The 25377-nt window shown below is 47.4% G+C and carries 22 protein-coding genes; 16 read left to right on the top strand and 6 right to left on the bottom strand.

Annotation, left to right across the window (positions count from 1 at the left end):
* Nucleotides 1-1590 (top strand): response regulator, encoded by a 1590-nt coding sequence (locus BLV33_RS07880; RefSeq protein WP_090789866.1) that lies wholly within the window; start codon nucleotides 1-3, stop codon nucleotides 1588-1590.
* Between the two features lie 41 nt (nucleotides 1591-1631).
* Here BLV33_RS07880 and BLV33_RS07875 read toward each other — a convergent pair whose 3' ends face one another.
* Nucleotides 1632-2165, bottom strand: coding sequence for a general stress protein (locus BLV33_RS07875; protein ID WP_090789864.1), 534 nt, complete (start codon nucleotides 2163-2165; stop codon nucleotides 1632-1634).
* A gap of 321 nt (nucleotides 2166-2486) precedes the next feature.
* Between BLV33_RS07875 and BLV33_RS07870 the strand changes: the two genes are divergently transcribed.
* The 5 genes from BLV33_RS07870 to BLV33_RS07850 all read left to right on the top strand — a co-directional run bounded on the left by BLV33_RS07870 (nucleotide 2487) and on the right by BLV33_RS07850 (nucleotide 8256).
* Nucleotides 2487-4112 carry an LPXTG cell wall anchor domain-containing protein gene (locus BLV33_RS07870; protein ID WP_090789862.1) on the top strand — a complete coding sequence of 542 codons (1626 nt, stop codon included), beginning with the start codon at nucleotides 2487-2489 and terminating at the stop codon, nucleotides 4110-4112.
* Nucleotides 4113-4178: 66 nt separating this feature from the next.
* A complete protein-coding gene (locus tag BLV33_RS07865) occupies nucleotides 4179-4910 on the top strand; it encodes a class D sortase (RefSeq protein ID WP_171909052.1) in 732 nt (243 codons plus the stop codon).
* A 185-nt stretch (nucleotides 4911-5095) separates the two neighbouring features.
* Nucleotides 5096-6433, top strand: coding sequence for an ABC transporter substrate-binding protein (locus BLV33_RS07860; protein WP_090789858.1), 1338 nt, complete (start codon nucleotides 5096-5098; stop codon nucleotides 6431-6433).
* 82 nt (nucleotides 6434-6515) lie between these two features.
* Nucleotides 6516-7397 carry a carbohydrate ABC transporter permease gene (locus BLV33_RS07855; RefSeq protein WP_090789856.1) on the top strand — a complete coding sequence of 294 codons (882 nt, stop codon included), beginning with the start codon at nucleotides 6516-6518 and terminating at the stop codon, nucleotides 7395-7397.
* A gap of 16 nt (nucleotides 7398-7413) precedes the next feature.
* Complete coding sequence (locus BLV33_RS07850) at nucleotides 7414-8256, top strand: carbohydrate ABC transporter permease (RefSeq protein ID WP_090789854.1); 843 nt, start codon at nucleotides 7414-7416, stop codon at nucleotides 8254-8256.
* Nucleotides 8257-8870: 614 nt separating this feature from the next.
* On the opposite strand, the gene BLV33_RS07845 is transcribed toward BLV33_RS07850, so the two are convergent.
* Together BLV33_RS07845 and BLV33_RS07840 are read right to left on the bottom strand one after the other, a co-directional pair.
* Nucleotides 8871-9503, bottom strand: coding sequence for a DsbA family oxidoreductase (locus BLV33_RS07845; protein ID WP_090789852.1), 633 nt, complete (start codon nucleotides 9501-9503; stop codon nucleotides 8871-8873).
* 249 nt (nucleotides 9504-9752) lie between these two features.
* Complete coding sequence (locus BLV33_RS07840; RefSeq protein ID WP_090789850.1) at nucleotides 9753-11282, bottom strand: NAD(P)H-hydrate dehydratase; 1530 nt, start codon at nucleotides 11280-11282, stop codon at nucleotides 9753-9755.
* A 225-nt stretch (nucleotides 11283-11507) separates the two neighbouring features.
* Here BLV33_RS07840 and ppdK point away from each other — a divergent pair, with 225 nt between their 5' ends.
* From ppdK to BLV33_RS07805, 6 genes are all read left to right on the top strand, one after another.
* Nucleotides 11508-14210 (top strand): pyruvate, phosphate dikinase, encoded by a 2703-nt coding sequence (gene ppdK / locus BLV33_RS07835; RefSeq protein WP_090789849.1) that lies wholly within the window; start codon nucleotides 11508-11510, stop codon nucleotides 14208-14210.
* Nucleotides 14211-14283: 73 nt separating this feature from the next.
* Nucleotides 14284-14955 (top strand): CBS domain-containing protein, encoded by a 672-nt coding sequence (locus BLV33_RS07830; RefSeq protein WP_090789848.1) that lies wholly within the window; start codon nucleotides 14284-14286, stop codon nucleotides 14953-14955.
* A 26-nt stretch (nucleotides 14956-14981) separates the two neighbouring features.
* Nucleotides 14982-15776 carry a pyruvate, water dikinase regulatory protein gene (locus BLV33_RS07825; protein ID WP_090789846.1) on the top strand — a complete coding sequence of 265 codons (795 nt, stop codon included), beginning with the start codon at nucleotides 14982-14984 and terminating at the stop codon, nucleotides 15774-15776.
* Nucleotides 15777-16149: 373 nt separating this feature from the next.
* Entirely contained in the window at nucleotides 16150-16407 is a 258-nt protein-coding gene (yidD, locus tag BLV33_RS07815) for a membrane protein insertion efficiency factor YidD (protein WP_090789842.1), read from the top strand.
* Nucleotides 16408-16797: 390 nt separating this feature from the next.
* A complete protein-coding gene (gene metG / locus BLV33_RS07810; RefSeq protein WP_090789840.1) occupies nucleotides 16798-18777 on the top strand; it encodes a methionine--tRNA ligase in 1980 nt (659 codons plus the stop codon).
* Nucleotides 18778-18933: 156 nt separating this feature from the next.
* Complete coding sequence (locus BLV33_RS07805) at nucleotides 18934-19647, top strand: cytochrome c biogenesis CcdA family protein (protein ID WP_090789838.1); 714 nt, start codon at nucleotides 18934-18936, stop codon at nucleotides 19645-19647.
* Here the strand turns inward: BLV33_RS07805 and splB are convergent.
* A complete protein-coding gene (gene splB, locus BLV33_RS07800; RefSeq protein WP_090789837.1) occupies nucleotides 19644-20705 on the bottom strand; it encodes a spore photoproduct lyase in 1062 nt (353 codons plus the stop codon). The genes BLV33_RS07805 and splB overlap by 4 nt on opposite strands.
* A 208-nt stretch (nucleotides 20706-20913) precedes the next feature.
* Between splB and mntR the strand changes: the two genes are divergently transcribed.
* Both mntR and BLV33_RS07790 read left to right on the top strand, forming a co-directional pair.
* On the top strand, nucleotides 20914-21339 hold the full coding sequence (gene mntR, locus BLV33_RS07795) for a transcriptional regulator MntR (RefSeq protein WP_090789835.1): 426 nt from the start codon (nucleotides 20914-20916) through the stop codon (nucleotides 21337-21339).
* Nucleotides 21340-21484: 145 nt separating this feature from the next.
* Nucleotides 21485-22447 (top strand): patatin-like phospholipase family protein, encoded by a 963-nt coding sequence (locus tag BLV33_RS07790; RefSeq protein WP_090789833.1) that lies wholly within the window; start codon nucleotides 21485-21487, stop codon nucleotides 22445-22447.
* On the opposite strand, the gene BLV33_RS07785 is transcribed toward BLV33_RS07790, so the two are convergent.
* Both BLV33_RS07785 and BLV33_RS07780 read right to left on the bottom strand, forming a co-directional pair.
* Nucleotides 22448-22720 carry a hypothetical protein gene (locus BLV33_RS07785; protein WP_090789831.1) on the bottom strand — a complete coding sequence of 91 codons (273 nt, stop codon included), beginning with the start codon at nucleotides 22718-22720 and terminating at the stop codon, nucleotides 22448-22450.
* Nucleotides 22717-23667 carry a DUF1385 domain-containing protein gene (locus BLV33_RS07780; RefSeq protein ID WP_090789829.1) on the bottom strand — a complete coding sequence of 317 codons (951 nt, stop codon included), beginning with the start codon at nucleotides 23665-23667 and terminating at the stop codon, nucleotides 22717-22719. The genes BLV33_RS07785 and BLV33_RS07780 overlap by 4 nt, the downstream gene beginning before the upstream one ends.
* A gap of 179 nt (nucleotides 23668-23846) precedes the next feature.
* On the opposite strand from BLV33_RS07780, the gene aroQ reads away from it, so the two are divergent.
* Nucleotides 23847-24287, top strand: coding sequence for a type II 3-dehydroquinate dehydratase (aroQ, locus tag BLV33_RS07775; protein ID WP_090789827.1), 441 nt, complete (start codon nucleotides 23847-23849; stop codon nucleotides 24285-24287).
* Nucleotides 24288-24297: 10 nt separating this feature from the next.
* On the top strand, nucleotides 24298-25371 hold the full coding sequence (locus BLV33_RS07770) for a M24 family metallopeptidase (RefSeq protein WP_090789826.1): 1074 nt from the start codon (nucleotides 24298-24300) through the stop codon (nucleotides 25369-25371).
* Nucleotides 25372-25377 lie beyond the last annotated feature (6 nt).

Raw genomic sequence — 25377 nt, 5'->3', positions numbered from 1 at the left:
ATGCAAAAGATTATGATTGTGGACGATGAGTCTATTTTTCGTGAATATTTACATTCAGCCCTTGATTGGGAAGCATATGGCTTTGAAATTTGCGGTGAAGCCAAAAATGGCGTCGAAGCACTTGAATTAATGGAGCAGACTTTGCCTCACATAGCTCTGGTCGATATTACGATGCCTTTTATGGATGGCATAGAACTGACTGAACGATTAAAGGAGCGTTATCCAGCCGTTAGTGTCGTGCTGATTACCGGCCACAATGAATTCGACTATGCAAGAAAAGCGGTCAAGCTTGGGGTTGATGACTACATATTGAAGCCTTTTTCCAAGGATGAATTGACTCTTACTTTGATCAAATTGCAAAAAGAGCATCAAAAGGCACAGGAGCAAGAATCCACACTCAAGGTAAACCAACAACTCATAAAGGAAAGCTTTCTCAATCATTTGCTCAGTGCAGAGTATAACCCTTCAGAAGTAAATACAGCTGAGCGGTTCAAGCAATTTGGCATACAAACCACTCACAATTGCTTCATAGTCGCTTGTATAGAAATTGATAATATGGACCGCAAATGGAACGAAGTCAGCGAAAGATTGCTTTGGAAGTACGCAGTAACGAACATTTTGAACGAAGCCATGGATGAAAGCGGGAATCATCTTATTTTTAACGGACCGGAAGGGCGGATTATTTGCCTGGTCGAGCATCAAAGCGTGCATCCCTATGAAACACCTCCACTTGAGGGCTATGAAAAGCTGATATTTTTGATCAAAAAGTATTTGAAGTTCTCCATTACGGTGGGGGTTGGCCGCAGCCAGTTGGGCTTTATCGGCATTCGCAGCTCCTATTTGGAGGCACTTGAAGCGTTGCAGCATAAATTTGTACTGGGGAACGATCGAGTCATTGCTTATAGTGCACAATCGCTGGAAACGGGAACAATGGCTTTTTTTCCTATAGAAATGAATGAAAATCTGCTGGCTCAGCTGCGTATGCACAATGGAGAGCGTGCTGAGGCCATACTGGAGGAAGTTTTCCAGTCCATTCGCGAACGAAAATTATCACTCGATTATGTATATGTGATCTGTATGGGCCTAGTTTCCGTATGTTTGTCGTATGTGGCAGAAACCGGACACCCCATCGAGGCTTGCTTCGGGGATGATTTCTTTCCTTACAGTGAAATTACGAACCTGGAATCTATTGAAGCTACTTATGATTGGATTCAAGCATTATTCCGCACAGCAGTTCGATACACAAGCAAGTATAAACAAACCCGATCATCCAAGATCGCCATAACCGCCAAAGCATATATTGAGCAAAATTATGCGGATCCTGATCTGCAATTAGAGCAAATTGCCCAACATGTATTCATTAATGCGAGTTATTTGCGTGCTGTATTCAAGAAAGAACTGGGCATGACAGTCACGGACTATGTTACCCATTATCGCATGCACAAAGCGAAGGAACTGATGGGCAGAGGCAATAACAAGCACTCTGATGTCGCCGAGCAAATCGGATATAATGATCCGAGCTATTTCAGTAAAAGCTTCAAAAAATTCTTTGGCTATTCGCCTAGTGAATATGAGATTACCAAAAAATGAAAAAAGCTCCCGGCTGGGAGCTTTTCTTGTATCGTCAGGAATTAGAAACGACGATTGTTAGTTGCATAATTGTCATAAGTGTTTGCGTTTAATGAATTATTTTTACGGAAATTGTTGTAGGTGTGAATATCACGGTCTGTATGTGAATCAACAAGCACTAGAATATTTCCTTCTTTGACGTAATCATTATAAACATTTGCTTCATTTTCAGGAATACCCAGTCCGATCAAGCCTCCGACCAAGCCACCGGTTCCTGCTCCTACTGCTGCCCCAGTCAAGGTAGCTGCAATTGGACCCGCCGCAATAATAGGACCAACTCCCGGAATAGCGAGTGCGCCGATACCGACCAGAAGTCCTGTGACTCCTCCCAATATTCCGCCGGCAGTAGCTCCAGTAGCAATTCCTTCAGGAGCACTGGAACCTGTTGTCTCCGTAACTGTGTTCAGATCTTCTTTATCTTTGGCAATAACGGAAATATCTTCTGCTCTGTACCCTTGCTGCTTAAGGCCTTCAATTGCACTAATGGCTTCACTCTCCGAGTGAAACACGCCTACAACCTTCTTTTCATTAGCCATTGGTATACCTCCTAGAAATTTTTTTTGCTAAACTGCCTTGCGGGCAATTTGCGGTGACGCCTGTTTGTCGATATCCGACAACCAGTTGTATCCGATTTCTCTTATACTTACCCATGCTCATCAAAATCTAAGCACTTTAATAGTTTAAAAAACTGATTTTACTAGATTTATATTTCCATTTTTAGCCTTTATATTAACCATATTTTTGAATTTTAAAACACTTTTCAATTTGTTGAATTTTGATGTTTAAATGTCTAATTCCATGTTTAATTCATATCAGAACCGATCCACATTCTACCAATAGAGAGGAGGCTTGAGAAGATGAAACTAAGTTTGAAAACAGTAAAGTTGGGTCTATCGTCATTGATGGTTACGGGGATAATCATGCTCCCTACAGCGGCTTTTGCTGCGAATGGAAATGTTAATGTAAATCTGAATGAAGTTCTACACGCAGCCACTGCAAATGCTAATGAACATGAGGGAGACGCTGATTGGAAGGAACACAAAAAAGCGGATCTGGTTTTTGTAAAGCCATTGTCCAATAAAGATGGAAAGATCCAATTCGAGTGTGTCAATAATGGAAATGAGAATGTAAAGATGAAATATGGATTGTATGGCGGTTTGAAAAAAGAAATTGATTTGGCCGCGCATGAAACGAAGGTAGTTGAATTTGATTCCTCCGTTAAGGCATTCCTGGATTTATCGATTAACGGAATCGCTAAAACTCCAGTAGAATCATTTACAACTGCTGCGCTTAATGCTTACATAAAGGCGGATCTGGTTGTAGTGAAGCCGCTGCAAGCCTTGGTAGACGGGAAGATTCGTTTCCTTTTTGTAAACAATGATGATGTGCCTGCTCTTGTATCTTATGTGCTGACAGGAACCAATGCCAAACAACAATTGGTTTTGGCTGCACATGAAAGCAAAATAGTTGAGCTTGATTCGAAATTGACGGCTGCACTTACGATATGGGTCAACGAAGTAGCCAAAGCTCCTGTGACAGCCTATGTATATACAGCCGCAAATGCACAAATTGATGCCAAATCGATCACTGTGAAGCCGCTGCTGGCAAGAGTTGCAGGGAAGATTCGTTTGCAGCTTGTCAACAGCAACTCGGCACCGGTAACGTTGAAATATGGCTGGGCTGGGACAACGGTGACCAAAGAAATTGATTTGGCTGGCAATGAAACCAGAATTATTGAAATCGATGCTTCCGACAAAACTTCTCTTGCATTCTGGGTCAATCAGTTAACCCTGAAACCGATCACAGTGATTACAACTCCGACTGTTCAAGTAAATGCAGATCAGATCATAGTAAAGGCATTGCCTCAACTTACTGTCGGCAAGGTTCGCTACCATTTTGAGAACAAGACAGATGTACCTGTCATCGTTACTTACGCAGTAGCCGGTGTGGATCTCAAGAAAGAAATTGAGCTGGCAGCCAATGAAAGTAAAGATATTGAAATTGATGTAACAGGCAAGCCTGCTTTGAATGTGTGGGTAAATGATGTAACCAAGACACCTGTTCTAGCTAGTGTTGACCTGGGAGTGGTGACTCCGGGCAATGACTTTCTCACACCGACACCAAGCGCAACACCAGCACCTGGAACGACACCAGCACCTGGAACAACACCAGCGCCAGGAACAAGCGTTTCCGATTCAAGCTCCGGAACGCCGCAGGATACCAGCTCAACTCCAACGCCAACTGCAACTCCAATGCCTGGCCAAACAGCGGTTAATGGAGCGAATGGAAGTCAACCAGGAAGCGGTGAATTATTGCCTGCAGCTGGAGCAAGCATAGCAGCAGGTAATGGTATACAGCCTGTTGCAGGCTATGATTCCCTGCCGCAAACAGGTCAGCAAGTTCCTTGGTCCTTCTACCTGATCGGTACGTTAATGATGCTTCTTGGAGCGCTTGGCGTATTCAAACTTCACCGCAACCAATAAGCTAGAAGCATGAAATGAGAGGAGAAGCATATTCTCCTCTCCTTCCCATGAATGGAGGCTAAGATCATGCGTCGATGGGGGATCGTTCTGATGCTGATCGGGATGTGCGTATTCGCATTTCCCCAATTGCAGCTTTATTATGAAGATCTGCAGCAGCAAAAGCTGCTTGCTTCATTAAATGAATTCACGGATGCTGCCTCAGTAGCGCCGGTAGAGGATGTTCAGCTTGAATCTCCCGATAGCTCGGGTTATATGGAATCTTCTGTACCCGAAACATTTTCCCTGGTGAAAGAAGCTCCAAAGGTAGATCATGCACCGGCACAGCCTGTCAAAACTGTTGTTAAATCATCTTCAGCGGATTCCATTGCTAAGGTACAGGCACTAGCACCACCAATCAAGAAGAAACCGGCTACAATGGGTATCGGCATCCTGGAAATCTCCAAAATTAATGTCAGGTTGCCCATCCTGGAGGGAGCCAGCAATGCCAATCTGAATGTTGGAGCGGCTCATTTGGCCGGGACAGCCGCGATTGGAAACGACGGCAACACAGTAATTGCAGCGCATCACAGTTACAAGTACGGACGCATGTTTAACCGATTGCAAGAACTGGCAGCGGGGGACATCGTCACCATTCAGAATGGAAACCAGACTTTACAATATAAAGTAACGGGTTCCGAAATGGTCGAACCGACAGATATTTCCGTTCTTGATCAACCTGCGAAAGGCAAGCATCTGACTTTGATAACCTGTGATAACGACGGTTCTCATCGTTTGATTGTACGTGCTGATCTACAATAAATTGCTAGAAAAAACCACCTTTAAGTAATACAACATAACCACCCGAAATTCGGGTGGTTTTTTGTTGTATACTCTGTATACTGATTAAGATATGCGGATTTTACAAGAAACCCTCGTTTTTTCCATTATCAAGAGCTTTAATTCCTCTTATACTCAAAAAGAAATGAAAACAGGGAGGTCTTCCAATGAAAAAGATAGGTGTAACATTAGTCAGCTCAATGATGGCTTTGAGCTTGGCGGCTTGCGGTACCAGCGCCCCAACCAAAGATGCGGCTGCGCCAGCAGCTACAGCTGCTTCGACAGTAAAAGCTGATCCAACCAAAGATGCAGCGAAACCGGTAAAACTTCGCATTTATGCGCAATATGCAGACGAAGATACCAAAACACCTTACGATTACGCAGTGGCAGAATTGAAAAAAGAAATGCCGAACGTCGAGCTTGAGTTGGATATTCAGGCGCAGGATGACGGCCAAAAGCTGAAAACTTATGCGGCAACCGGAAATTTGCCGGACATTTTCCAAGCAGGGCTGGATATTATCAATACTTTTAAGAAATCAGGCAATGTCCTTCAATTAGATGATTATGTCACCAAATTGGGCTTTAAAGACAAAATGCAGCCAAGTGCAATGAATACACTCGTATCGGATGACGGCCATACATATGCTTTCCCTTATGCGGGCAACGAGCTTGTGCTTCTTTACTATAACAAAGACATTTTCGATAAAAATGGCGTAAAAGTGCCGACCACTTATGATGAGCTTCTGACAGCGGTAAAAACCTTCAACTCCAAAGGAGTAACCCCGCTTTCATTATTTGCTAAAGAAAAATGGCCTTGCGTAGCGCTTTACGATATGTTCGTCACACGGACAGAGCCTATGGGTATCACCAAGCTGGATCAGGGTAAAGCAAGTCCGGGTGATCCTGCTTTTAAAACAGCTGCTGAAAAAGTAGTGGAGCTGGTAAAGGCCGGTTTGCTGCCAAAAGGAGCAACAAACCTGAACTATGACCAGGCAGCAGCATTGTTCCATGAAGGCAAAGCAGCCATGTTTGTTAACGGTCAATGGGAAATTGAAGAAGCTACCAAGCTGCTTGGCGACAAAGCAGGCTGGATGTATTATCCGGCGCCTGATGCGGCATCGTACGAAAAAGGCAAGAAAGCATTCAGCGGCAGCGGCGGTCCCGGAGGATATGCGGTATCTCCGAACACTAAAGATAAAGAGCTAGCAGCCAAAGTAGCGTCATTCTTGTCATTAAAATATGCAGAATACAAGTACACACAAAGAGGCAACCCAGTCGTTGCAACCAAAGTTACGAAAGAAATTGTAAAGAAATACCCTCCAATGATGGATCAGTTGTCGAAAGATATTCCGACCATTAGCAGTACTAGCGCATTCGCATGGGGCTTATCCAATCCGAAATTTAAAGCAGCCTTGGAAGATGCTACTCAGAACCTGATGACAGGGAATTACACAGCAGATCAATTTGTTAAAGATTTAAGCAAGGTTGTCGAGCCAGCGAAATAATTGCCTTGGAACAAGGAAAGCCCACACCGGTCAACTTGCCGGTGTGGGTTATTCCTTTAAAACGTAAGGAAGTGATGATTCCATGAGAAGATACTTGGGCAATAAAGCTGCCATCCTGCTTTTTACGCTGCCGGCGATACTTTTATATACCATTATTGTGTTTTATCCGATCGTGCAGACCTTTTACCGCAGTATGTTCGATTGGGACGGATTGAGTGCAGGGACTTTCATTTTCCTTGATAACTATAAGCGGTTATTTGAGGATCGAATTTTTTATACATCCCTTTACAATGGTTTTATTTTTGCTGTTATTTTGGCGGTTGTGCAAATCGGGATCGGCTCGATACTTGCGTTCGCCGTGTCCGAAACGATGTTCAAAGGACGTAAAATTCTTCGGATCAGCTATTTTATTCCTGTAGTACTCTCCATTACCGTCGTATGCCAGCTCTGGATGTCCATGTACAACGGCCAAAACGGTTTAATTAATAAATTGTTCGAATTGTTTGGGATGAGCTACCGACAGGATTGGCTAAGCAATGAAAAAACCGCGATTATCGCAATCGCTTTTGTAAATGCATGGCAATATATGGGCTATCAATTCGCACTTTTGCTCGCGGCCGTTAAGTCCGTTCCGGAGCAATACATGGAAGCAGCTCGAATCGATGGAGCAAGCAAGGTGAAGGCACATTTCAAAATAACAATCCCCCTGATGGCAGAAACGTATAAATTCTGTCTCGTGCTGGCATTGACAGGAGGACTTAACGCTTTCGCCAACATGTTTATTATGACTGGCGGGGGACCGGGAAATTCAACTTACACATTAACCTATCTGATGTATCGTTCAGCTTTCCGAGTTGGAGAGTTTGGCTATGGAAGTGCCGCAGCTGCTTTTCTTGTCATTGAATGCCTTATAGTCACTCTTGCCATAAACCGTTTGATCGCTCGTGAAAAATTATCTTATTAAGAAGGAGGATGCTTGTATGAACCGGGTTAAGAATTGGAGAACCAAGAATCCGCTGCTGCAGCTCTTCCTTTGGATTTACGCGGCGCTTTCGGTGTACCCTTTGATTTGGATGCTGTTTTATTCCTTTAAAAATAACAATGAAATTTTCGTTACTAATCCATTTGGGTTTCCAACTCATATACGGTTTGAAAATTATGTCGAAGCTTGGTCCAGATTTAATGTGCCTGTCTACTTTACAAACAGTATGCTGGTAGCAGTTGCAACCGTAATTGGAGCCATCGCTTTGTCTGTTACATTTTCATATGCTGCTGCAAGGATGCAGTGGCGTTTACGGGAAACGACAAGAATTTATATGATTATTGGTATGTTCATTCCAATTCAGGTGATCATGATTCCACTGGCTATTTTAGTCCGTGATTTCCACTTGGTTAATACGTATTGGGCTTTAATCGTGCCTTATATTGCGTTTAATTTATCCTTTTCCAGTATGGTTTTCTACGGTTTTTTCCGCAGCATTCCCGTCGAGCTGGAGGAGTCAGCTTGTATGGACGGAGCGACGATTTATCGCACGTTCTTCACCATTATGCTGCCCATTATTCGTCCAGCTATGGCGACGATGGTGATCTTTATCTTTTTGTCATCCTGGAATGAATTTACCATGGCGTTGGTGCTCATTACGAAGGAAACGTTAAAAACCTTACCGCTGGGGCTGCTGTTCTTCCAAGGCCAATTCACCACGAACTGGGGAGCGATGGGCGCGGCAATGACCATTGCCAGTTTGCCGACTGTGCTGCTATATGTTCTGTTCAGTGAACAGGTAGAAAAAGCCATGACTGTTGGATCGGCAGTTAAGGGTTAGTGAAGATAAACCCACCATAAACCACCTGAAAGTTGCTCAATTGCATGGGCTTTGAGATTTCGAGAACGATACATTCATCTTCACAAGAATGGTCCGAGTGATATCCGACCTCAGGCCTTTGGCCGTGAAGCACTTGAGCTTTTCGGCATGATCATGACTGAGGGATAGCTCTGTTTGTTGAGATGTGAAATGGCTGCATGGGGCTAGTGAGGATAAACTCCCTAATAATAAGCTCAGCCTCATTATATTTCAGTATAATCTTAATGTGACAAGCTATAGTGATCAAATGCTCATTATTAGTGAATCAAACTTTCCGAAAAAGGACTTTTGGCTCACTATAGCAGGCTGCAATAAAGAATTGGGAAAATTAATAAGGTTGGAGTCATTATTTGTGAGTTTAAACTTATTGATAGAATGGAGTGTAACCTTATTAATAGAAATTGGCTAGGCGGTCTCCAAAGGGTACATCCAGCTGATCCATTCCCAAATTATTATCGAAAAAACCTCCAAAACCACTATTAGAGTGGGGTTGGAGGCCTCTTTTTTGGCTCAATATTGCAGGAGAAGTGTTTTTGATCGAATACGCGAAAGTACTCAGACAATCGACAATAAGATTATCCTTCTTTTTGCACGACTTGCTCCATAGCCTGGAGTATCGTGCTTGAAGGTTGAGCTCCTGTGAGCGCATATTTGTCGTTAATGATGAAGAAGGGGACACCGGTAATGCCAACCTCGCGGGCAAATTCAAGGTCATCTTCGACTTGTTCCAAGCCTTCTTTTGCTCGGAGCCGTTCTGCGAGACCATCCGCAGCTAGACCGACCTCTTTTGCTATTTCGAGTAGTACATCAACGCTGCCAATATCACGGCCATCTTCAAAGTAAGCCTGATAAATGGCATCCACGACATCCTTCTTTTTGTCTTCTGGAGCGAGAACAATCAGTTGATGAGATTTCAGCGTATTCGGGCTGCGTTCTACTCGCGAATAATCAAAATTCAACCCAACTGCGGCGCCCGCGTCTTTTAGTCGCTGAAACATCCCTTGCAGTCGCTCGGGATCATTCCCAAATTTACTTTCCATATTCGCTTTGAACGGTTTGCCTTCCAGCGGGGTTGTCGGGTCCAGCTGAAAAGAGCGGTAACGGATCTCCACTTCCTCGCCCGTCCATTTGGCCAAAGCGTCTGTCAAATTCTTTTTGCCTATGCGGCACCAGGGGCAAACTGTATCTTGAAAAATGTCAATTTCCATATGGATCTCCTTTTAATGAAGCCAGATTAGCTGCTAGGTTTTATTACCACATAAGAAAGTATAACATTTCGGCTTTCCGAAATCGACTTTCTTATTGGCGAATAAACCTACCTTTAAACGCGGTCGGTCATCTCCGAAAGGCATCAACCTTGACAAACGCGCTCGACATTTATGACGGCGCAGCCGTTTATCCTTGTACATGTACGTTAATAAAAACCGAGATGGCGGATCTCCTCAACATATTGCTGCTTACAGCTCATCGAGCAGATCACCGGCGATCAAAGACGCCGCTGAATCTCGCTTCGCCGCAGCCCGATCCCCCGCTGCGCCGTGGGTGTAAACCCCAAGCGCCGCTGCTTGCTCGGCGCTGAGGCCCTGCGCCAGCAGGCTGCCGATCAACCCGGCGAGGATATCGCCGGTGCCGCCGGTAGCCATGCCCGGGTTGCCGGTGGTGTTCAAGTACACAGCTCCGCTGGGAGCCGCCACCACCGATCCCGCACCCTTCAGCACCAAGACCACTTGGTGCTGTTGCGCATAGCTGCGGGCCAGAGCAATGCGGTCCCGCTGCACCTCGGCCACGGAGAGCCCCGCAAGCCGGCCCATTTCGCCCGGATGCGGGGTGAGCACGACCGGCGTCTTCCGCACCGGCCAAGCGGCAAAGTCCGCCGCGTCGGCCAGCATGTTCAGCGCGTCCGCGTCCAAGACCAACGGGCACTCCGTGCTGTCCCAAACAGCGCGCAACCACGCGCTGTCACCGGACCAGCGTCCCATGCCCGGTCCGAGCACGAGGGCGTCCTTGCCCTCGGCCTGCTCCGCCAGCGCCTGCGGCGGCACGGCGCTCCAATCCTCGGCAGCAGCGCCGCCGAGCCCTAAAAGCATCAGCTCGGGAACCCGACCGAGCAGCGGCAAAACCAGCTGGCCCGGCAGCGCCCAGCTGGCCAGACCGCAGCCGCCCCTCAGCGCCGCTTGGCTGCTGAGCAGCCCGGCGCCGCTCATGCTGCGGCTTCCGGCGGCCAGCAGCACGTGGCCGTAGGTGCCTTTATGCCCGTCAGCCGCTCGGCCGCGGCCCGAATCTACACCAAGCCGCTCAGTCAAGCTGTGCGGATCCAAACGAAAGGTCCGAACCTCCAGCTGTTCGGCCAATTGCACGGGAATGCCAATGGGGCATACGGTCACCTTGCCGGCTCGGGAAGCTCCCGGAAACTGCAGCAGCCCCCGTTTCGAAAAAGCGAAAGTAACCGTATGGACAGCCTGGATGCAGGGAACATAAACTTCACCCGTATCTGCATTAATCCCGCTGGGAATATCTACGGAAATGATCGGCAATTGGCTATCATTCACAGCTATGATCAGGGAAGCGTATTGTCTGCGCGGAGCTCCCTTGCTGCCGGTTCCAAGCAATGCATCAATGATGCCGTCATAGCGCTCCCAAGGAATAGACGAATCGCCGGCAACAGAGGAGACGATCCCCCATTCGATGGCAAATTGACGCTGCATTGCGGTTTCTTTGCTGCAATCATCATCGGGTTTCTCGGCATAGACAATGGAGACTTCAAGACCTGCCTCAACGAGATGCCGGGCAGCGGCCAATCCGTCCGCTCCATTGTTTCCTTTACCAACCAGAACCAGCCAGCATCTTCCCACCGTCTCGGCTGCCTTCAGAACCGCGTCGGCCACACCGCGTGCAGCATTCTCCATGAGTAAAATAGCCGGGAATCCGATGCGCTCGATCGTCTCGCGCTCCAGCTTTTTCATTTCCTCGGCAGTCACCACGTACATTCCGATCACCATCCTTTCCAGCTTGAAATCATTATTTACAATTTTAAAGGATAAGAGGCGACAAATCCAACTACAAGAACAAGCCTCTAATTTATTCTCGAAATATAATACGTAATAAATAGATTAAATAATATAAATTGCGTCATATAAAATTATATAGTATAACATAATTAAGGATAATTCTTTATTTAATCATCATTTTTTTAAAATAGGAGGAAACATCAAATGGGCGCTAACACCGATACGAAAAGATTGCTGCATTTCCACGAGGGCAACGCCGAAATGAAGATGCTGCTTGGGGGAAAGGGCGCCAATCTGGCGGAAATGACCAATGCCGGTTTGCCGGTACCGCCCGGTTTTACGGTGACTACCGATGCTTGCAGGGAATTTTATGCGAGTGGAAGAGTCGTTCCTCCTGATCTTAATCAGGAAATACGCACGGCTCTCAAGCGGGTGGAGCTCAGCAAAAATCAAAAGTTCGGCGGCTTACAGGATCCTTTGCTAGTGTCCGTTAGATCAGGCTCCGTGACCTCGATGCCCGGGATGATGGATACCATTCTTAATTTGGGATTGAATGATGAGACTGTTGAAGCACTCGCGCGTAATACGGGAAATCCCCGTTTTGCTTTTGATTGCTACCGGAGATTGATTCAAATGTTCGGTAATGTTGTTTTTGACATTGAAGGAGTTTATTTCGAGCGGCAGCTTCATCGCAAGAAAGAAGAGCTTTCCATTCAGTTTGATAAAGATTTGCCCGTTGAGGCATTGCAGCAGCTCATTGATCAATTCAAATCCATCATCGAGCTTAGGACTAAGCGCGAATTCCCGCAGGATGTATTCGAGCAGCTTGAGCTGGCGGTGGAAGCAGTATTCCGTTCCTGGAACAATCAAAGGGCGATCGTCTATCGCAAAGTGTTTGACATTCCAGAGCAGCAGGGCACGGCCATTAACATCCAGGCGATGGTTTTTGGCAACCAAGGGGATGATTGCGGAACCGGGGTATTATTCACCCGTAATCCTTCAACCGGAGAGAAGATGCTCTACGGAGAATACCTGACGAATGCGCAGGGTGAGGATGTCGTTGCAGGTGTAAGAACTCCTTTGCCGATTGCGCAGTTGGAGCAAGAGATGCCCCTGGTTTTTAACAAGCTTGCTCAAACGGCAGCTCGATTGGAAGCGCACTATAAAGATATGCAGGATATCGAATTTACCGTGGAAAAAGGGGAGCTTTTCATTCTCCAAACGCGCAACGGCAAAAGAACGGCTCAAGCAGCCGTGAAGCTGGCTGTGCACCTGGCGAAGGAAAACATCCTAAGCCGCGAGGAAGCGCTGCAGCGCATTGAAGTGGAGCATTTGAATCAACTGCTCCATAGAGCCATTGATGAATCCGTCAAGCTTGATGTCTTGGCGACAGGTTTGCCCGCATCCCCAGGCGCGGCGACGGGGCAGGCCGTGTTTGACGCTGACACGGCTGAGGAATGGGGCCGCGCAGGCAAGCGAGTCGTACTCGTCAGCAGTGAAACGAGCCCCGAGGACATCCACGGCGTCATTGCCGCCGAAGGCGTTCTGACCAGCCGCGGCGGAATGACCAGCCACGCGGCGGTTGTCGCCCGCGGCATGGGCAAACCGTGCGTTTGCGGCTGTGACGAGGTGCGCATCGATGCCGAGGAGAAGCTGTTTCTGGCTGGCGATATCACCGTCCGCGAAGGGGACTGGATCACGCTCGATGGTTCCACCGGCCGCGTGATCTCTGGAGTCGTCGAGCTCAAGGAGCCTGAGGTGAGCGAGGAGCTGAGGGAGCTGCTGCAATGGGCGGACGGCGTGCGCAAGCTGAAGGTGCTGACCAATGCCGACACACCGGAGGATGCGGTCAAGGCCCGTGAATTCGGCGCGGAGGGTATCGGTCTTTGCCGCACCGAGCATATGTTCATGTCCGCCGAACGTCTGCCTGTAGTCCAGGCGATGATCCTGGCGGACACACTCGAGGAGCGCAAAGCCGCCTTGGAGCAGCTGCTGCCCATGCAGCAAGGCGACTTCGAGGGTCTCTTCACCGCCATGAATGGGCTGCCGGTGACGATTCGCCTGCTGGATCCTCCTCTGCATGAATTTTTGCCAAAGCTGGAGGATCTGTTGGTTCGTCAGGAGCAGCTTAAGCACCGGAAAACCGACCTTCAGGAACAAAGCAAGCTAGACTCGCTGATCCGTAAGGTCCGCGGTTTACAAGAAATGAATCCCATGCTTGGACAACGCGGATGCAGACTGGGCATCGTGTTTCCGGAAATTTATGAGATGCAAGCCATTGCGATTTTCCGTGCAGTGCAAGCATGTAAAAAACGCGGAATCACCGTTTTACCTGAGATTATGATCCCGTTGGTAGGCCATGCAAACGAGCTGAAGCTGATGCGTGAGCTTGTGGATCGCGCCGCCAATGAGGTTTTGGGCGTTGAAATTGACCAACCTGCATACAAAGTCGGTACGATGATCGAGGTGCCAAGAGCGGCGCTGACTGCAGCGCAAATTGTGAAATACGCGGACTTTTTCTCCTTCGGGACGAATGATCTGACTCAAATGACACTGGGCTACAGCCGTGATGATGCGGAAGGAAAATTCCTAACCCATTATGTAGATCAGGGCATTCTGCCGAAAAACCCGTTCCAGGTGATTGATACCGACGGTGTAGGCGTGTTAATCGATTGGGCGGTCAAGCAGGGCAGGGCCCATAATCCTCAGCTCAAAACAAGCATTTGCGGCGAGCATGGCGGAGACAAGGAATCGATTTTCTTTTGCCATCAGACAGGTCTGGATTGTGTAAGCTGCTCGCCTTTTCGGGTACCTTTAGCAAGAATTGCTGCTGCTCAAGCCCAGATACTTCTAGGCTCCCATGTTCATCCCCACGTAGAGCTAGAGAGAAGCGTAAGTTCATTGTAATTGCTTGCTATTTTGACTATAGTTAATAAGTAGATTTACTTCCCGGAAGGGTGAAGACGGTTCGCTCGTATTCATGCTTCCGGGTTCGTATGAGGAGGGACGCGTCATCGAGCTGACAACCAGGCAAAAGGAAATACTTGAGCTAGTGCAGCAGCACGCTCCCGTAACCGGAGATCAAATAGCGGAGATGCTTGGCATCAGCAAACCGACGATCCGCACGGATCTTTCCGTGCTTGTGATGCTGGAGCTTCTGGATGCGAAGCCAAAGGTCGGTTATTTCCCAGGGCAAGCTTTACAGCCGCAAGGACAGTCCATCCTAAAGCTGCAGCAAATGCAAGTAAAAGATGTGCACGGAATCCCGGTGATCATCAGAGATACTTCTACAGTGCATGATGCTGTTGTCACTTTATTTTTGGAAAATATCGGAACCTTGATCATTGCAGACGAGGACAGCACCTTGCTCGGAATCGTATCGCGTAAAGATTTACTAAAGGTGACTCTCGGTAATCCTCATGCGGCGACCATGCCGATCAGTCTCGTGATGACTCGCCAGCCTAATTTAATCACCGTTTCCCCGGATGATCCTGTCGTTGAGGCTGCCCGGAAAATGATCCACCATCAGGTCGATAGTTTGCCTGTAGTTATTTCGCATGAGGAAGCGGATGGTCGAACGCGGAAGGAAGTTGTTGGACGAATCACCAAAACAAGTATGACCCGCCTACTGGTGGATCTGATGAAGCAATAACCTTAAGCAGGAAGGGGAAAAGCGCTATGAAAGAGCAGCATCTGTATATTTGTTCCGATTCTATTGGAGAGACGGCTGAAGCGGTTGCGCAGGCTACTATTCATCAATTCAATGCGGATCAAGTAAGGATCAAGCGCCATGGTCATCTGAAGCAAGAGGATGAAATACGGCGGGTTATGGAAGAAGCGGCAGCAACCGGAGGCTTCGTGGCATACACCTTGGTCCAGCCTGAGCTTCGTGAGATGATGAAAGCGGAAGCCATTCGACTTGGAGTGCGTGCAGTAGATATCATGGGACCTATGATGCAAGCTTTCATAGATACATACGGGGATGCTCCCAAGAGCAAGCCTGGGCTTTTGCATGAAATGGACGCGGATTATTTCCGCAGAGTGGATGCCATTGAATTTGCCGTTAAATATGACGATGGACGCGATGCCAGAGGCATGCTGCAAGCTCAGGTTGTACTGATCGGAGTATCTCGGACGTCCAAGACGCCGCTGAGTATATTTTTGGCGCATAAGGGGATTAAGGTTGCCAATTTGCCGGTCATGCCTGAGGTAAAACCGCCTGCCGAGCTATTCAAAATCCCGAGTCACCGCATTATCGGACTCACAATGGATGCTGAGCACATTCTTAACATTCGCACGGAGCGCCTTAAAGCCGTCGGACTTCCGAATGGTTCCAAGTATGCGACGCTCCAGCGTGTTGTTGAAGAGCTGGAGTATGCGGAAGGACTTATGAAGCAGCTTGGCTGTACGGTTATTAATGTAACGAATAAGGCCATCGAAGAGACAGCAGGAATTATTGTCGAGTATATTTAAAAAAAGTTTAACCATTTTCATTATTTTGGTTTTCGTTTTTTGTCTCTTTGCCAAAAAATAAACGAAACAGTAACAGAAAGAATTCCCATGAATAGGGCTGGTAGGAATATAGTTTCGTTTACAGTATTGTTTAAAGGATTAAAAAAAGCGAAATAGAAGCTAACCATGCTAATAAGATTTAGCATTGCTTGAGCCATACCTTCACGTTTCCACAACCTAACGAAAGTAAAGAGTAGGAGTAAAACAAAAACCACCAACGCTAACCATAGCATAAAAATCGCTCATTTCTTTTTAGTGTAACCATATTTTTGTGTTGTAAAGGTAACACAGCGGGACTACAATTATAGATGATAGAAAAGGAGGCCAGCGAATCATGAAAAAAGTGCTGCAGGTTCCAATTCATATATACCGCAAATTTATCTCTCCATTAAAACCGCCTACCTGCCGCTTTTATCCGACATGTTCGCAGTATGCGCTGGAGGCTTTGGAGGAGCATGGAGCTGTTAAAGGATCTTGGCTTGCGGCCAAGCGGATAGCGAAATGCCATCCTTTTCATCCCGGAGGGATTGATAAGGTTCCGCCTTCGGCGAAAAGAATAGCGGTAGAAGCCAAGGAGAAGGGGCTAACTTGACAGCAGGGGTTCTTATTCGTTATATTTTGCTTACAGAAGTATACAAATTGTTCAATGAACGGATAAGTACAAGCAGATGCCTATGAACCAGAGAGCCGGGTCAGGTGAAAGCCGGTATAGGAGCAAGCTTGGAAGATGGTCCGGGAGAATAAGCCTTCGAGCTGCTCGCAGCCTCATCGCGAGAGTAAGCTGGCTTCGTGATCCAGCGTTAATGGAGAAGTCCTTGTGACTTACTGAGCCCTGCTTCTCGCGAGAGACGGGGGAATCTGGGTGGTATCGCGTGAGCTAAAGCTCTCGTCCCAATATGGGACGGGGGCTTTTTATGTTTTTCTAAGACGGTCCTTGAACCTGACGAAGCTGAGACTGATAATTTGAAGGAGGAGCATTCCCATGGCAGACAAACAGCAAACCTTTTATCTCACAACTCCCATTTACTATCCGAGCGATAAGCTCCACATTGGCCATGCTTATTCGACGGTAGCCGGAGATGTGATGGCTCGCTACAAACGCTTGCGCGGATATGACGTTATGTATTTAACGGGTACAGATGAGCATGGGCAAAAAATCGAGCGCAAAGCCCAGGAAAAGGGTGTGACCCCGCAGCAATATGTAAATGATATTGTCGTCGGAATTAAAGAGCTTTGGTCTAAGCTCGATATTTCTTACGATGATTTCATCCGTACAACGGAGGATCGCCATAAAGATGCTGTCGCCGATATTTTTGCACGATTGCTGGAGCAGGGCGACGTCTACCTGGGCACCTATGAGGGCTGGTACTGCGTTCCGTGCGAGGCCTTCTTCCCGGAAAGCAAGCTGGTGGATGGTAAATGTCCGGACTGCGGCCGTCCCGTGGAAAAAATGAAGGAAGAGACCTACTTCTTCCGGATGAGCAAATATGCGGATCGATTGCTGCAATACTACGAGTCGAATCCGGACTTCATTAAACCAGAATCCCGCAAAAATGAAATGATCAACAATTTCATCAAGCCCGGGCTCGAGGATCTGGCAGTATCCAGAACGACCTTTGACTGGGGGATTAAGGTTCCCGGTGATCCGAAGCATGTTATCTATGTTTGGATTGATGCGTTATCCAACTATATCACTGCGCTTGGCTATGGTTCACCTGATGCAAGTAAATTTGAGCGCTATTGGCCTGCTAATGTGCATTTAATGAGTAAAGAAATCGTCCGTTTCCATACGATTTATTGGCCGATCATGTTAATGGCGCTCGATCTGCCGCTGCCGAAGCAAGTATTTGCGCACGGCTGGCTGCTGATGAAGGACGCCAAAATATCCAAATCCAAAGGCAATGTCGTCGATCCGGTTACCTTGATCGACCGCTACGGCTTGGACGCGCTGCGATATTACCTGATGCGCGAGGTTCCTTTCGGCGCTGACGGCACGTTCACGCCGGAAAGCTTTGTCGAGCGGGTCAATCATGACCTCGCCAATGATCTCGGAAATCTGCTGAACCGTACGATCGTGATGATCGATAAGTACTTTAACGGAAAGATTCCCGCGTATGTGCCGGGCGCTACCGAATTCGAGGCAGGTCTCCTGGAGACGGTCCGCATCACGGTAGCGAAGTACGAGGAGGCGATGGAGAACATGGAATTCTCCATCGCTCTCGCCGCGGTGTGGCAGCTGATCGGCCGCACCAATAAATACATCGACGAGACGCAGCCGTGGTCGATGGTCAAGGACGAAGCGAGCCGCGGGAAGCTCGGCTCGGTGCTGTATGCGCTGGCCGAGTCGCAGCGCATCTATTCCGTGCTCCTGCGTCCGTTCCTGACGAAGACGCCGCAGCGGATGTGGCAGCAGCTCGGACTCGCTGCTGAAGAACTTCCGCGCCTCACCTCGTGGGAGAGCGCGTACACCTTTGGGTTGCTCCCTTCCGGCACTGTTGTGCAGAAGGGAGAGCCGATGTTTCCCCGCCTGGACGTGGAGCTGGAAATCGGCTTTATTGTCCAGGCCATGGGAGGCGGAGCGGCTGAGCCCGCTGCCGACCCGGCGCCCGCAGCAAGCGCGCCAGCGGCGGAGCCGAAGGAAGAAATCGGCATCGACGATTTCTCCAAGGTGGAGCTGCGCGTCGCGCAGGTTATCGCCGCCGAGCCCGTTAAGGGCGCGGATAAGCTGCTGAAACTGCAGCTGGACCTCGGCTTCGAGCAGCGCCAGGTGGTCTCAGGCATCGCCAAGTTTTACACGCCCGAGCAAATGGTTGGACGCAAGTTGATATGCGTCGTCAACCTGAAGCCGGTTAAGCTGCGCGGCGAGCTGTCGCAGGGCATGATTCTGGCGGCATCCCATGGCGACCAGATGACCCTGGCAACCGTCGATGAGAACATGCCTAATGGAGCCATCGTCAAATAAGTCTCAACCTCCAGCCGGTGCTGGAGGTTTTTTGTTGATTTGTTCGGTTTTTTTGTCAGATGGGTGACGATTAGGTGTTTACCTTGATAACCCTGTTGATAGGGATTATGATGGTTAAAAAGAGCTTTAAAGAGGACCGTAGACGGAGGCTGTATCATGGATTCGCTTAATCTTTGGATCGCGTTATGGGCGGGGTTTGCCTCATTTATTTCTCCCTGCTGTTTACCGCTTTATCCTTCTTACATATCCTATATCACCGGTATTTCTGTGAGTGAGCTCAAGGCTGGCCGCTCGAAAGCTTTTGTCCGACGCCAGACGATGCTTCACACTTTAGGCTTCATCGTCGGATTTTCGATTATCTTTTATGCGCTAGGGCTGGCGGCAGGCTTTCTGGGTAACTTTTTCATTGACTACCGTCACTTGCTTCGTCAATTAGCCGCTATTTTGATCTTGATCATGGGTTTTTTTCTGCTGGGTGTTTTTCAACCGCAATGGTTGATGAAAGAGCGCAAATTTCAAATCAAACTGCGCCCGGCCGGTTATTTGGGATCTGTACTCATCGGCATGGGTTTTGCTGCCGGCTGGTCGCCATGTGTGGGTCCAATCCTTTCGGCCATCTTGGCGTTAGCCGCTACGGAACCTGGCACATGGTTTAAGCTGACAACCGCCTATTCCTTAGGTTTTGCCATTCCATTTTTCATCATGTCCTTCTTTATCGGATCGACCAAATGGATTCTCCGATATTCCAATGGGATTATGAAAATCGGCGGAGTCATCATGATCATTGTAGCTGCCTTGCTCTACACTGACAAAATGACGCAGATCACGCTATGGCTGAACAGCATCACACCGGAATGGCTGCGTTTTTAAGTGAAATACTCGATTTTCGCTGCTGGAAATTTGTCGAAAATTTGCTCGGTAATGAACGTCCTTAGCGCATTCGCCTGATCGTCAGGGTAGACATATTTGCCGCGTCCGTAACGTCCCCATTTGTATTTGCGTTTTTCCTCATCCATTTCCAGCTTTGTTTTCGGATACCTCGTGTGGATGATATTTTTCGCTGTTTTCGTGTAGCGATGCTGAATGAGTTCAAAGGTTAAATCCTTCGTCGCTTCTGGCGGCAGGGAACCTTTTAGCTTTTCCAGCAGTTCTTCATAGCCATCTTCCCATCCATCGTGCCAAATGATCGGAGCAATAATGAACCCGAGCGGATAACCGGACCCTGCTACCTTGCTCGCAGCTTCGATTCTTTCAGCGAATTTCGACGTTCCCGGTTCAAAATTTTTGATCACATAATCCGCATTGACGCTAAAGCGAAAGCGTGTATGCTTGTTATGCTTTGCATCCAGCAAAGAATCCACATGATGGTATTTTGTCACAAATCGCAGACGGCCAAGAGGCTGTTCCGCCATAAACTCAATGAGCTGCTTTAATGAACCCGATATATGCTCTAAACCTACCGGGTCCGATGTGCAGGCCGCCTCAAAACGGGTTATCTCCGGAGCTCGATCATCGATATACTGCTTGGAAGCCCCCAAAATATCATCGATATTAACATAAATGCGAATATAAGGCTTAGCCCCGAGTGTTGTCTGCAGGTAGCAATAATGGCAGTGGCCCATACACCCGGTCGCAATCGGAATCGCGTATTCAGCAGAGGGTTTGGATGAATCGAATTTGAGCGTTTTACGGATTCCGACAACGAGAGTCCGCTTCGCGATGCGGTATTTTTCCAGCTCGGATTCACCCGGCAAATCCCTGATTTGGTTATGAGAGGTCGTCATATGGATCTCCAAGCCTTGTTCCAAAGCCCATTGATGAATGTGCTGACCTTTGGGATAATTCAGTGCATCCGGCTCAAAATATACAAGCTCGGGCATAAATTTCAGCGTGCTGTGTATGGGAGGGATTAGTTGCTGTGTGGTCATTTGGCAACTCCTTTCATTTCATGCAAGAGCTCAGCGATTGCTTTGTTCTATTAGATTTCCAATGCAACATGGCTTTGAATCATGGTAATCTTGGGAAGAGAAGGGAAGCGACAAGCCTTTGGCAGCAGGGGACAGCTTGCTTTATTGTTATTAACAAGTTATCATACAAAAGAACCGTTTTTGAACGAAATGTAGGAGGAAACAGCCGATGGCCACACCAAGCATGGAGGACTATTTGGAGAAAATTTATAAGCTGATCGATGAGAAAGGCTACGCTCGTGTCTCCGATATTGCTGAAGGGCTTGAAGTTCATCCATCTTCCGTAACCAAAATGATTCAAAAGCTGGACAAGGACAGTTATCTCGTTTATGAGAAATATAGAGGCTTGATCTTGACCTCCAAAGGTAAGAAGATGGGCAAGCGTCTTGTAGACCGTCATCAGCTATTGGAGGAATTTTTAACCGTTTTAGGCGTTAACGAAGAAAACATATATAAAGATGTGGAAGGCATTGAGCATCATCTGAGCTGGGACTCGATTACATGTATTGAAACTCTGCTCGAATATTTTCGCCGCGATCCGTCACGTTCGGACATCCTTCAACAAATACGCAAAGAGATGGATGCAGACGTTTAGGAAATCGCATCCGTATAAAGACGAAAGATCCCAGCGATCTTCGTCTTTTTTTGTTAGCTTCGATGGCATAGGTACAATCCATAATCGCATACATACAAGTGGAGCCCAATATCGAATATATAAGCTCCGGGGAGTGTGCAAAGTGATGAAAATCAATGGAGTCTTTGAAGGCGGAGGGGTTAAGGGTATCGGGCTGGCGGGTGCAGTCAGTGCTGCGATGGATCAAGGCTATGAGTTTCAAGAGGTAGCCGGGACGAGTTCCGGGTCGATTGTGGCTGCATTTCTGGCTGCCGGATATCGCGGGGATGAGATGAGGAACATGATTTTGCAGACGCCGTTCTCCTCTTTTTTACAGCGCTCCTGGATCTTTGACAGTGTCAAAAGAATCGGCCCTGTGGTGCGGCTGATTCTGAAAAAAGGCTTGTACTCCGGCGAAGCACTGGAAAACTGGGTGTCTCAAATGCTGCTGGTCAAAGGCATCCGTACTTTTAAGGACCTGGCCCCGAACCAGCTTAAAATTATTGCTTCCGACATCTCCCAAGGAAAACTTCTTGTATTGCCGGATGATATAGCCCAGTACGGAATTGATCCGCTTAAATTATCTGTTGCCAAAGCGATACGAATGAGCACCAGTATCCCTTATTTTTTTGATCCGGTCATGCTCCGTAAATCAGTACAACATGCGGATTCAAATGCGCCTTTTCAGGATCAATTTGTTTATATAGTCGATGGGGGATTGCTCAGCAATTTTCCGCTTTGGGTATTCGATCATGAATTCCGCGTCAGCCGCAGACCTGTCATTGGCTTTCAATTGGTGGGTAAACTTATGGGTTCAAGCCGGAATATCAAAGGACCGATTTCCATGCTCCAAGCCTTGTTTGAGACAATGCTCAACGCCCATGACGGGCGCTATATTGAACAGCATAATCGATTTCGTACGGTAAAAATACCGACATTGGATGTTCAGAACACACAATTTAATTTGTCCAAAGAAAAAAGCCTTGCGCTTTATGATGCAGGCTACAAGGCTTCCGAGCAGTATTTTAAAAGTTGGTCCATGGAGCTTTATGAGAATGATTATGAAAAATATGTCATTCGCAAAGCGTGATTAATGATATTTTGGCCTGTCATCGGGATCCTGGTTTTTATTGCCTGTAATCACACGGAATGTGGCATCCTTGCTTCTTCTTTTGGCGGTGGATCTGCGCCCCGGCTGCGCGGTGTTCCTCATTCCCCAACGAGATGGCGGGAACTTGTATAGCAGAAAAATAACCCCGAAAACGATGATTGGAATGAATAATGTTCTTAAGCTGACTAGCAGGCCTATCGCGATTAGACCCAGAATGATATATCCGCCAACTGTAAATCGACCTCGCCTCATACGCTTCCCTCCATGATTCGTTGTTCAGCTTCGCGCATACGGGTAAATGACGCAATCGACACTTCAACTTGATCGTCAAATGGCTGTTTGGTGGTCAGCTTTTGCAGCCAAAGCCCTGGATAACCCAAATAGCGAAGTACGGGCACAGTTCGTAATGAATTCGTAAAACGCAGCAGCTCATAAGAAATGCCTATGACGAGCGGAAGAAGAATCAATCGCTGACCGACTCGCTCGAGCAAGGTGTCATATCTGACAAAAGAATATACCACTACGCCGACAATAACGGTGAATACGATGAAGCTGCTGCCGCAGCGATAATGAAGGGTGCTGAATTTCTGAACGTTGGGAACGGTTAAATCGACACCGGCTTCATAGGCGCTAATTACTTTATGCTCTGCGCCGTGATATTGGAACAATCGTTTGATCATCGGGGTTAAAGAGATGGCGTAAATGTACCCGACAAGCAGAATGATTTTAATCAGGCCTTCAACCAGATTATGACCAATTTGACTACTGAATGCATTTTTGAACAAAAACTCTTCTATGATGGCAGGAACCAGGGTAAATACGAATTTACCGAATAAAAAAGAAATCACACCGATCACGGCTACACCGAGAAGCATAGAAATATTGGAAAAGAAACCTGGTTTTTCTTCCTTTTTGACTGCAGCTTTATCGCCGTTCTCATCCTCTTCCTGCGCAAAAACCTCTGCCGAGAAATTCAAATGCTGCGCGCCTTTGGCACTGGCTTCAATTATGCCTACAATCCCCCGTACAAATGGGATCTTTTTTAATACCTGGACCCAACCGATTTCAGTCTTGGGAACCTCGAGATACTCAATGGAGCCATCCTTTTTACGAACTGCTGTAACGTGCACATTTCTGCCGGCCATCATAACTCCTTCAATAACCGCTTGTCCGCCGTAGATGCTGCTTTTTTCTGACACCTAATCCACCTTCTTCATCTATTCTGTTCTATCTTTGTGTACCTATTCATTGTAACGGATTCAAGGTTTGAAAGCTACCGATTACAGAAGAATCGCGCTGTGCATACTAGGGCGCAAGAGAACTATACCAAAGTTATTAAAGTTATGGTAAAATTGGCTACGGTAAGGAGGGGTTCTCATTGAAAAAAGTGTTGGTCATCAACGGCCCAAATTTAAATATGCTTGGTGTTCGCGAGCCAGGAGTTTATGGCAGCGTGTCGCTGCAGGATATCCAGCAAAAGCTTCTTGGACTGGCAGATGAGCTTTCACTTGAGCTTGAATTTTACCAATCCAACCATGAGGGCGGCATTATCGACACCCTGCATTTGGCATTTGAGCAGGTAGACGGGATTTTGATCAATCCAGGGGCTTTTACCCATTATAGCTATGCTATACGCGATGCGATCTCTGCGGTTGCATTGCCTACTGTAGAAGTACATATGTCCAATATCCACAAACGGGAAGCTTTCCGTCATCTCTCGGTGATAGCCCCTGTTGCGGTTGGACAAGTAAGCGGTTTTGGAGCTTACAGCTACGAAGTTGGACTAAGGGCATTGCATCAACATCTACAGCAAAATTAGGAGGGACTATATGCAAGAAAAGCGAATAGAACGACTTCGTCAAGTGATGCAGCAGCAAGATTTGCCGGCTATGCTCATTACCAATGCGTATAATCGACAATATATGACCGGTTTTGTAGGTTCAGCCGGATATGTGGTGATTACTCAAGATCGAGCTCTATTTCTGGTTGATTTCCGTTATGTCACCCAAGCTTCCGAGCAAGCGGCCGGGTATGAAATTATTGAGCACGAGCCCAAAGTAGCTGCAACTATTCTTGAGTTGTTGAATCAGATGGGGATCAAACGGCTTGGTTTCGAGCAAAGCGATGTATCTTATGGAGCGTTTCTCAGTTATCAAAAGAATCTGAGCGGCATTGATCTTGTGCCAACCGAGCAAGTAGTTGAGAAGCTGCGCATGATTAAAGACGCAGGCGAGCTGCAAATCATGCAGGAAGCGGCCGATCTCGCCGACGCTGCATTCACACATATCTTAACCAAGCTGAAGCCGGGCGTTTCCGAAAACGCAATTGCATTGGGAATTGAGATGTTTATTAGAAGCAATGGAGGGACTTCAACCTCGTTTGATTCGATTGTTGCTTCCGGCGAACGTTCGGCGCTTCCTCACGGGCGGGCAAGTGAACGGATTCTGCAGGCCAATGAATTTGTAAAAATGGACTTTGGAGCGTATTATAAAGGTTATTGCTCTGATATTACCCGGACTGTGGTGCTCGGCAAGCCTTCGGTCAAGCATAAAGAAATTTATGACATTGTACTCGAGGCGCAGCTGAACTGCTTGAACAATCTGAAGCCCGGCATGACCGGCTCGGAAGGCGATGCGCTCGCCAGAAATGTGATTTCCCAATATGGGTACGGGGAACATTTTGGTCACGGCACCGGGCACAGCCTGGGCCTGGAAATTCATGAATCCCCCCGACTTTCCAAACTGGATACATCGATTTTAAAGACCGGCATGGTCGTTACCGTTGAACCTGGCATTTATCTCCCTGGATTTGGCGGGGTGCGAATTGAAGACGATGTGGTATTTACGGACACCGGGATTAAAATATTAACTCATTCTACCAAAGATTTTCTTACTATTGATTAGCGGAGG

The organism is Paenibacillus sp. GP183 (assembly GCF_900104695.1).
Classification (GTDB): Bacteria; Bacillota; Bacilli; order Paenibacillales; family NBRC-103111; genus Paenibacillus_AI.
Note: the sequence above shows the minus strand (reverse complement) of the source record. Positions and strands in the feature narration are given on the sequence as shown.

What these genes read in the sequence shown, in the direction of transcription:
- BLV33_RS07880 (WP_090789866.1), top strand. Translation starts at nt 1, where the DNA reads ATGCAAAAGATTATGATTGTGGACGATGAGTCTATTTTTCGTGAATAT.
- BLV33_RS07875 (WP_090789864.1), bottom strand. Translation starts at nt 2,165, where the DNA reads ATGGCTAATGAAAAGAAGGTTGTAGGCGTGTTTCACTCGGAGAGTGAA.
- BLV33_RS07870 (WP_090789862.1), top strand. Translation starts at nt 2,487, where the DNA reads ATGAAACTAAGTTTGAAAACAGTAAAGTTGGGTCTATCGTCATTGATG.
- BLV33_RS07865 (WP_171909052.1), top strand. Translation starts at nt 4,179, where the DNA reads ATGCGTCGATGGGGGATCGTTCTGATGCTGATCGGGATGTGCGTATTC.
- BLV33_RS07860 (WP_090789858.1), top strand. Translation starts at nt 5,096, where the DNA reads ATGAAAAAGATAGGTGTAACATTAGTCAGCTCAATGATGGCTTTGAGC.
- BLV33_RS07855 (WP_090789856.1), top strand. Translation starts at nt 6,516, where the DNA reads ATGAGAAGATACTTGGGCAATAAAGCTGCCATCCTGCTTTTTACGCTG.
- BLV33_RS07850 (WP_090789854.1), top strand. Translation starts at nt 7,414, where the DNA reads ATGAACCGGGTTAAGAATTGGAGAACCAAGAATCCGCTGCTGCAGCTC.
- BLV33_RS07845 (WP_090789852.1), bottom strand. Translation starts at nt 9,503, where the DNA reads ATGGAAATTGACATTTTTCAAGATACAGTTTGCCCCTGGTGCCGCATA.
- BLV33_RS07840 (WP_090789850.1), bottom strand. Translation starts at nt 11,282, where the DNA reads ATGTACGTGGTGACTGCCGAGGAAATGAAAAAGCTGGAGCGCGAGACG.
- ppdK (WP_090789849.1), top strand. Translation starts at nt 11,508, where the DNA reads ATGGGCGCTAACACCGATACGAAAAGATTGCTGCATTTCCACGAGGGC.
- BLV33_RS07830 (WP_090789848.1), top strand. Translation starts at nt 14,284, where the DNA reads ATGCTTCCGGGTTCGTATGAGGAGGGACGCGTCATCGAGCTGACAACC.
- BLV33_RS07825 (WP_090789846.1), top strand. Translation starts at nt 14,982, where the DNA reads ATGAAAGAGCAGCATCTGTATATTTGTTCCGATTCTATTGGAGAGACG.
- yidD (WP_090789842.1), top strand. Translation starts at nt 16,150, where the DNA reads ATGAAAAAAGTGCTGCAGGTTCCAATTCATATATACCGCAAATTTATC.
- metG (WP_090789840.1), top strand. Translation starts at nt 16,798, where the DNA reads ATGGCAGACAAACAGCAAACCTTTTATCTCACAACTCCCATTTACTAT.
- BLV33_RS07805 (WP_090789838.1), top strand. Translation starts at nt 18,934, where the DNA reads ATGGATTCGCTTAATCTTTGGATCGCGTTATGGGCGGGGTTTGCCTCA.
- splB (WP_090789837.1), bottom strand. Translation starts at nt 20,705, where the DNA reads ATGACCACACAGCAACTAATCCCTCCCATACACAGCACGCTGAAATTT.
- mntR (WP_090789835.1), top strand. Translation starts at nt 20,914, where the DNA reads ATGGCCACACCAAGCATGGAGGACTATTTGGAGAAAATTTATAAGCTG.
- BLV33_RS07790 (WP_090789833.1), top strand. Translation starts at nt 21,485, where the DNA reads ATGAAAATCAATGGAGTCTTTGAAGGCGGAGGGGTTAAGGGTATCGGG.
- BLV33_RS07785 (WP_090789831.1), bottom strand. Translation starts at nt 22,720, where the DNA reads ATGAGGCGAGGTCGATTTACAGTTGGCGGATATATCATTCTGGGTCTA.
- BLV33_RS07770 (WP_090789826.1), top strand. Translation starts at nt 24,298, where the DNA reads ATGCAAGAAAAGCGAATAGAACGACTTCGTCAAGTGATGCAGCAGCAA.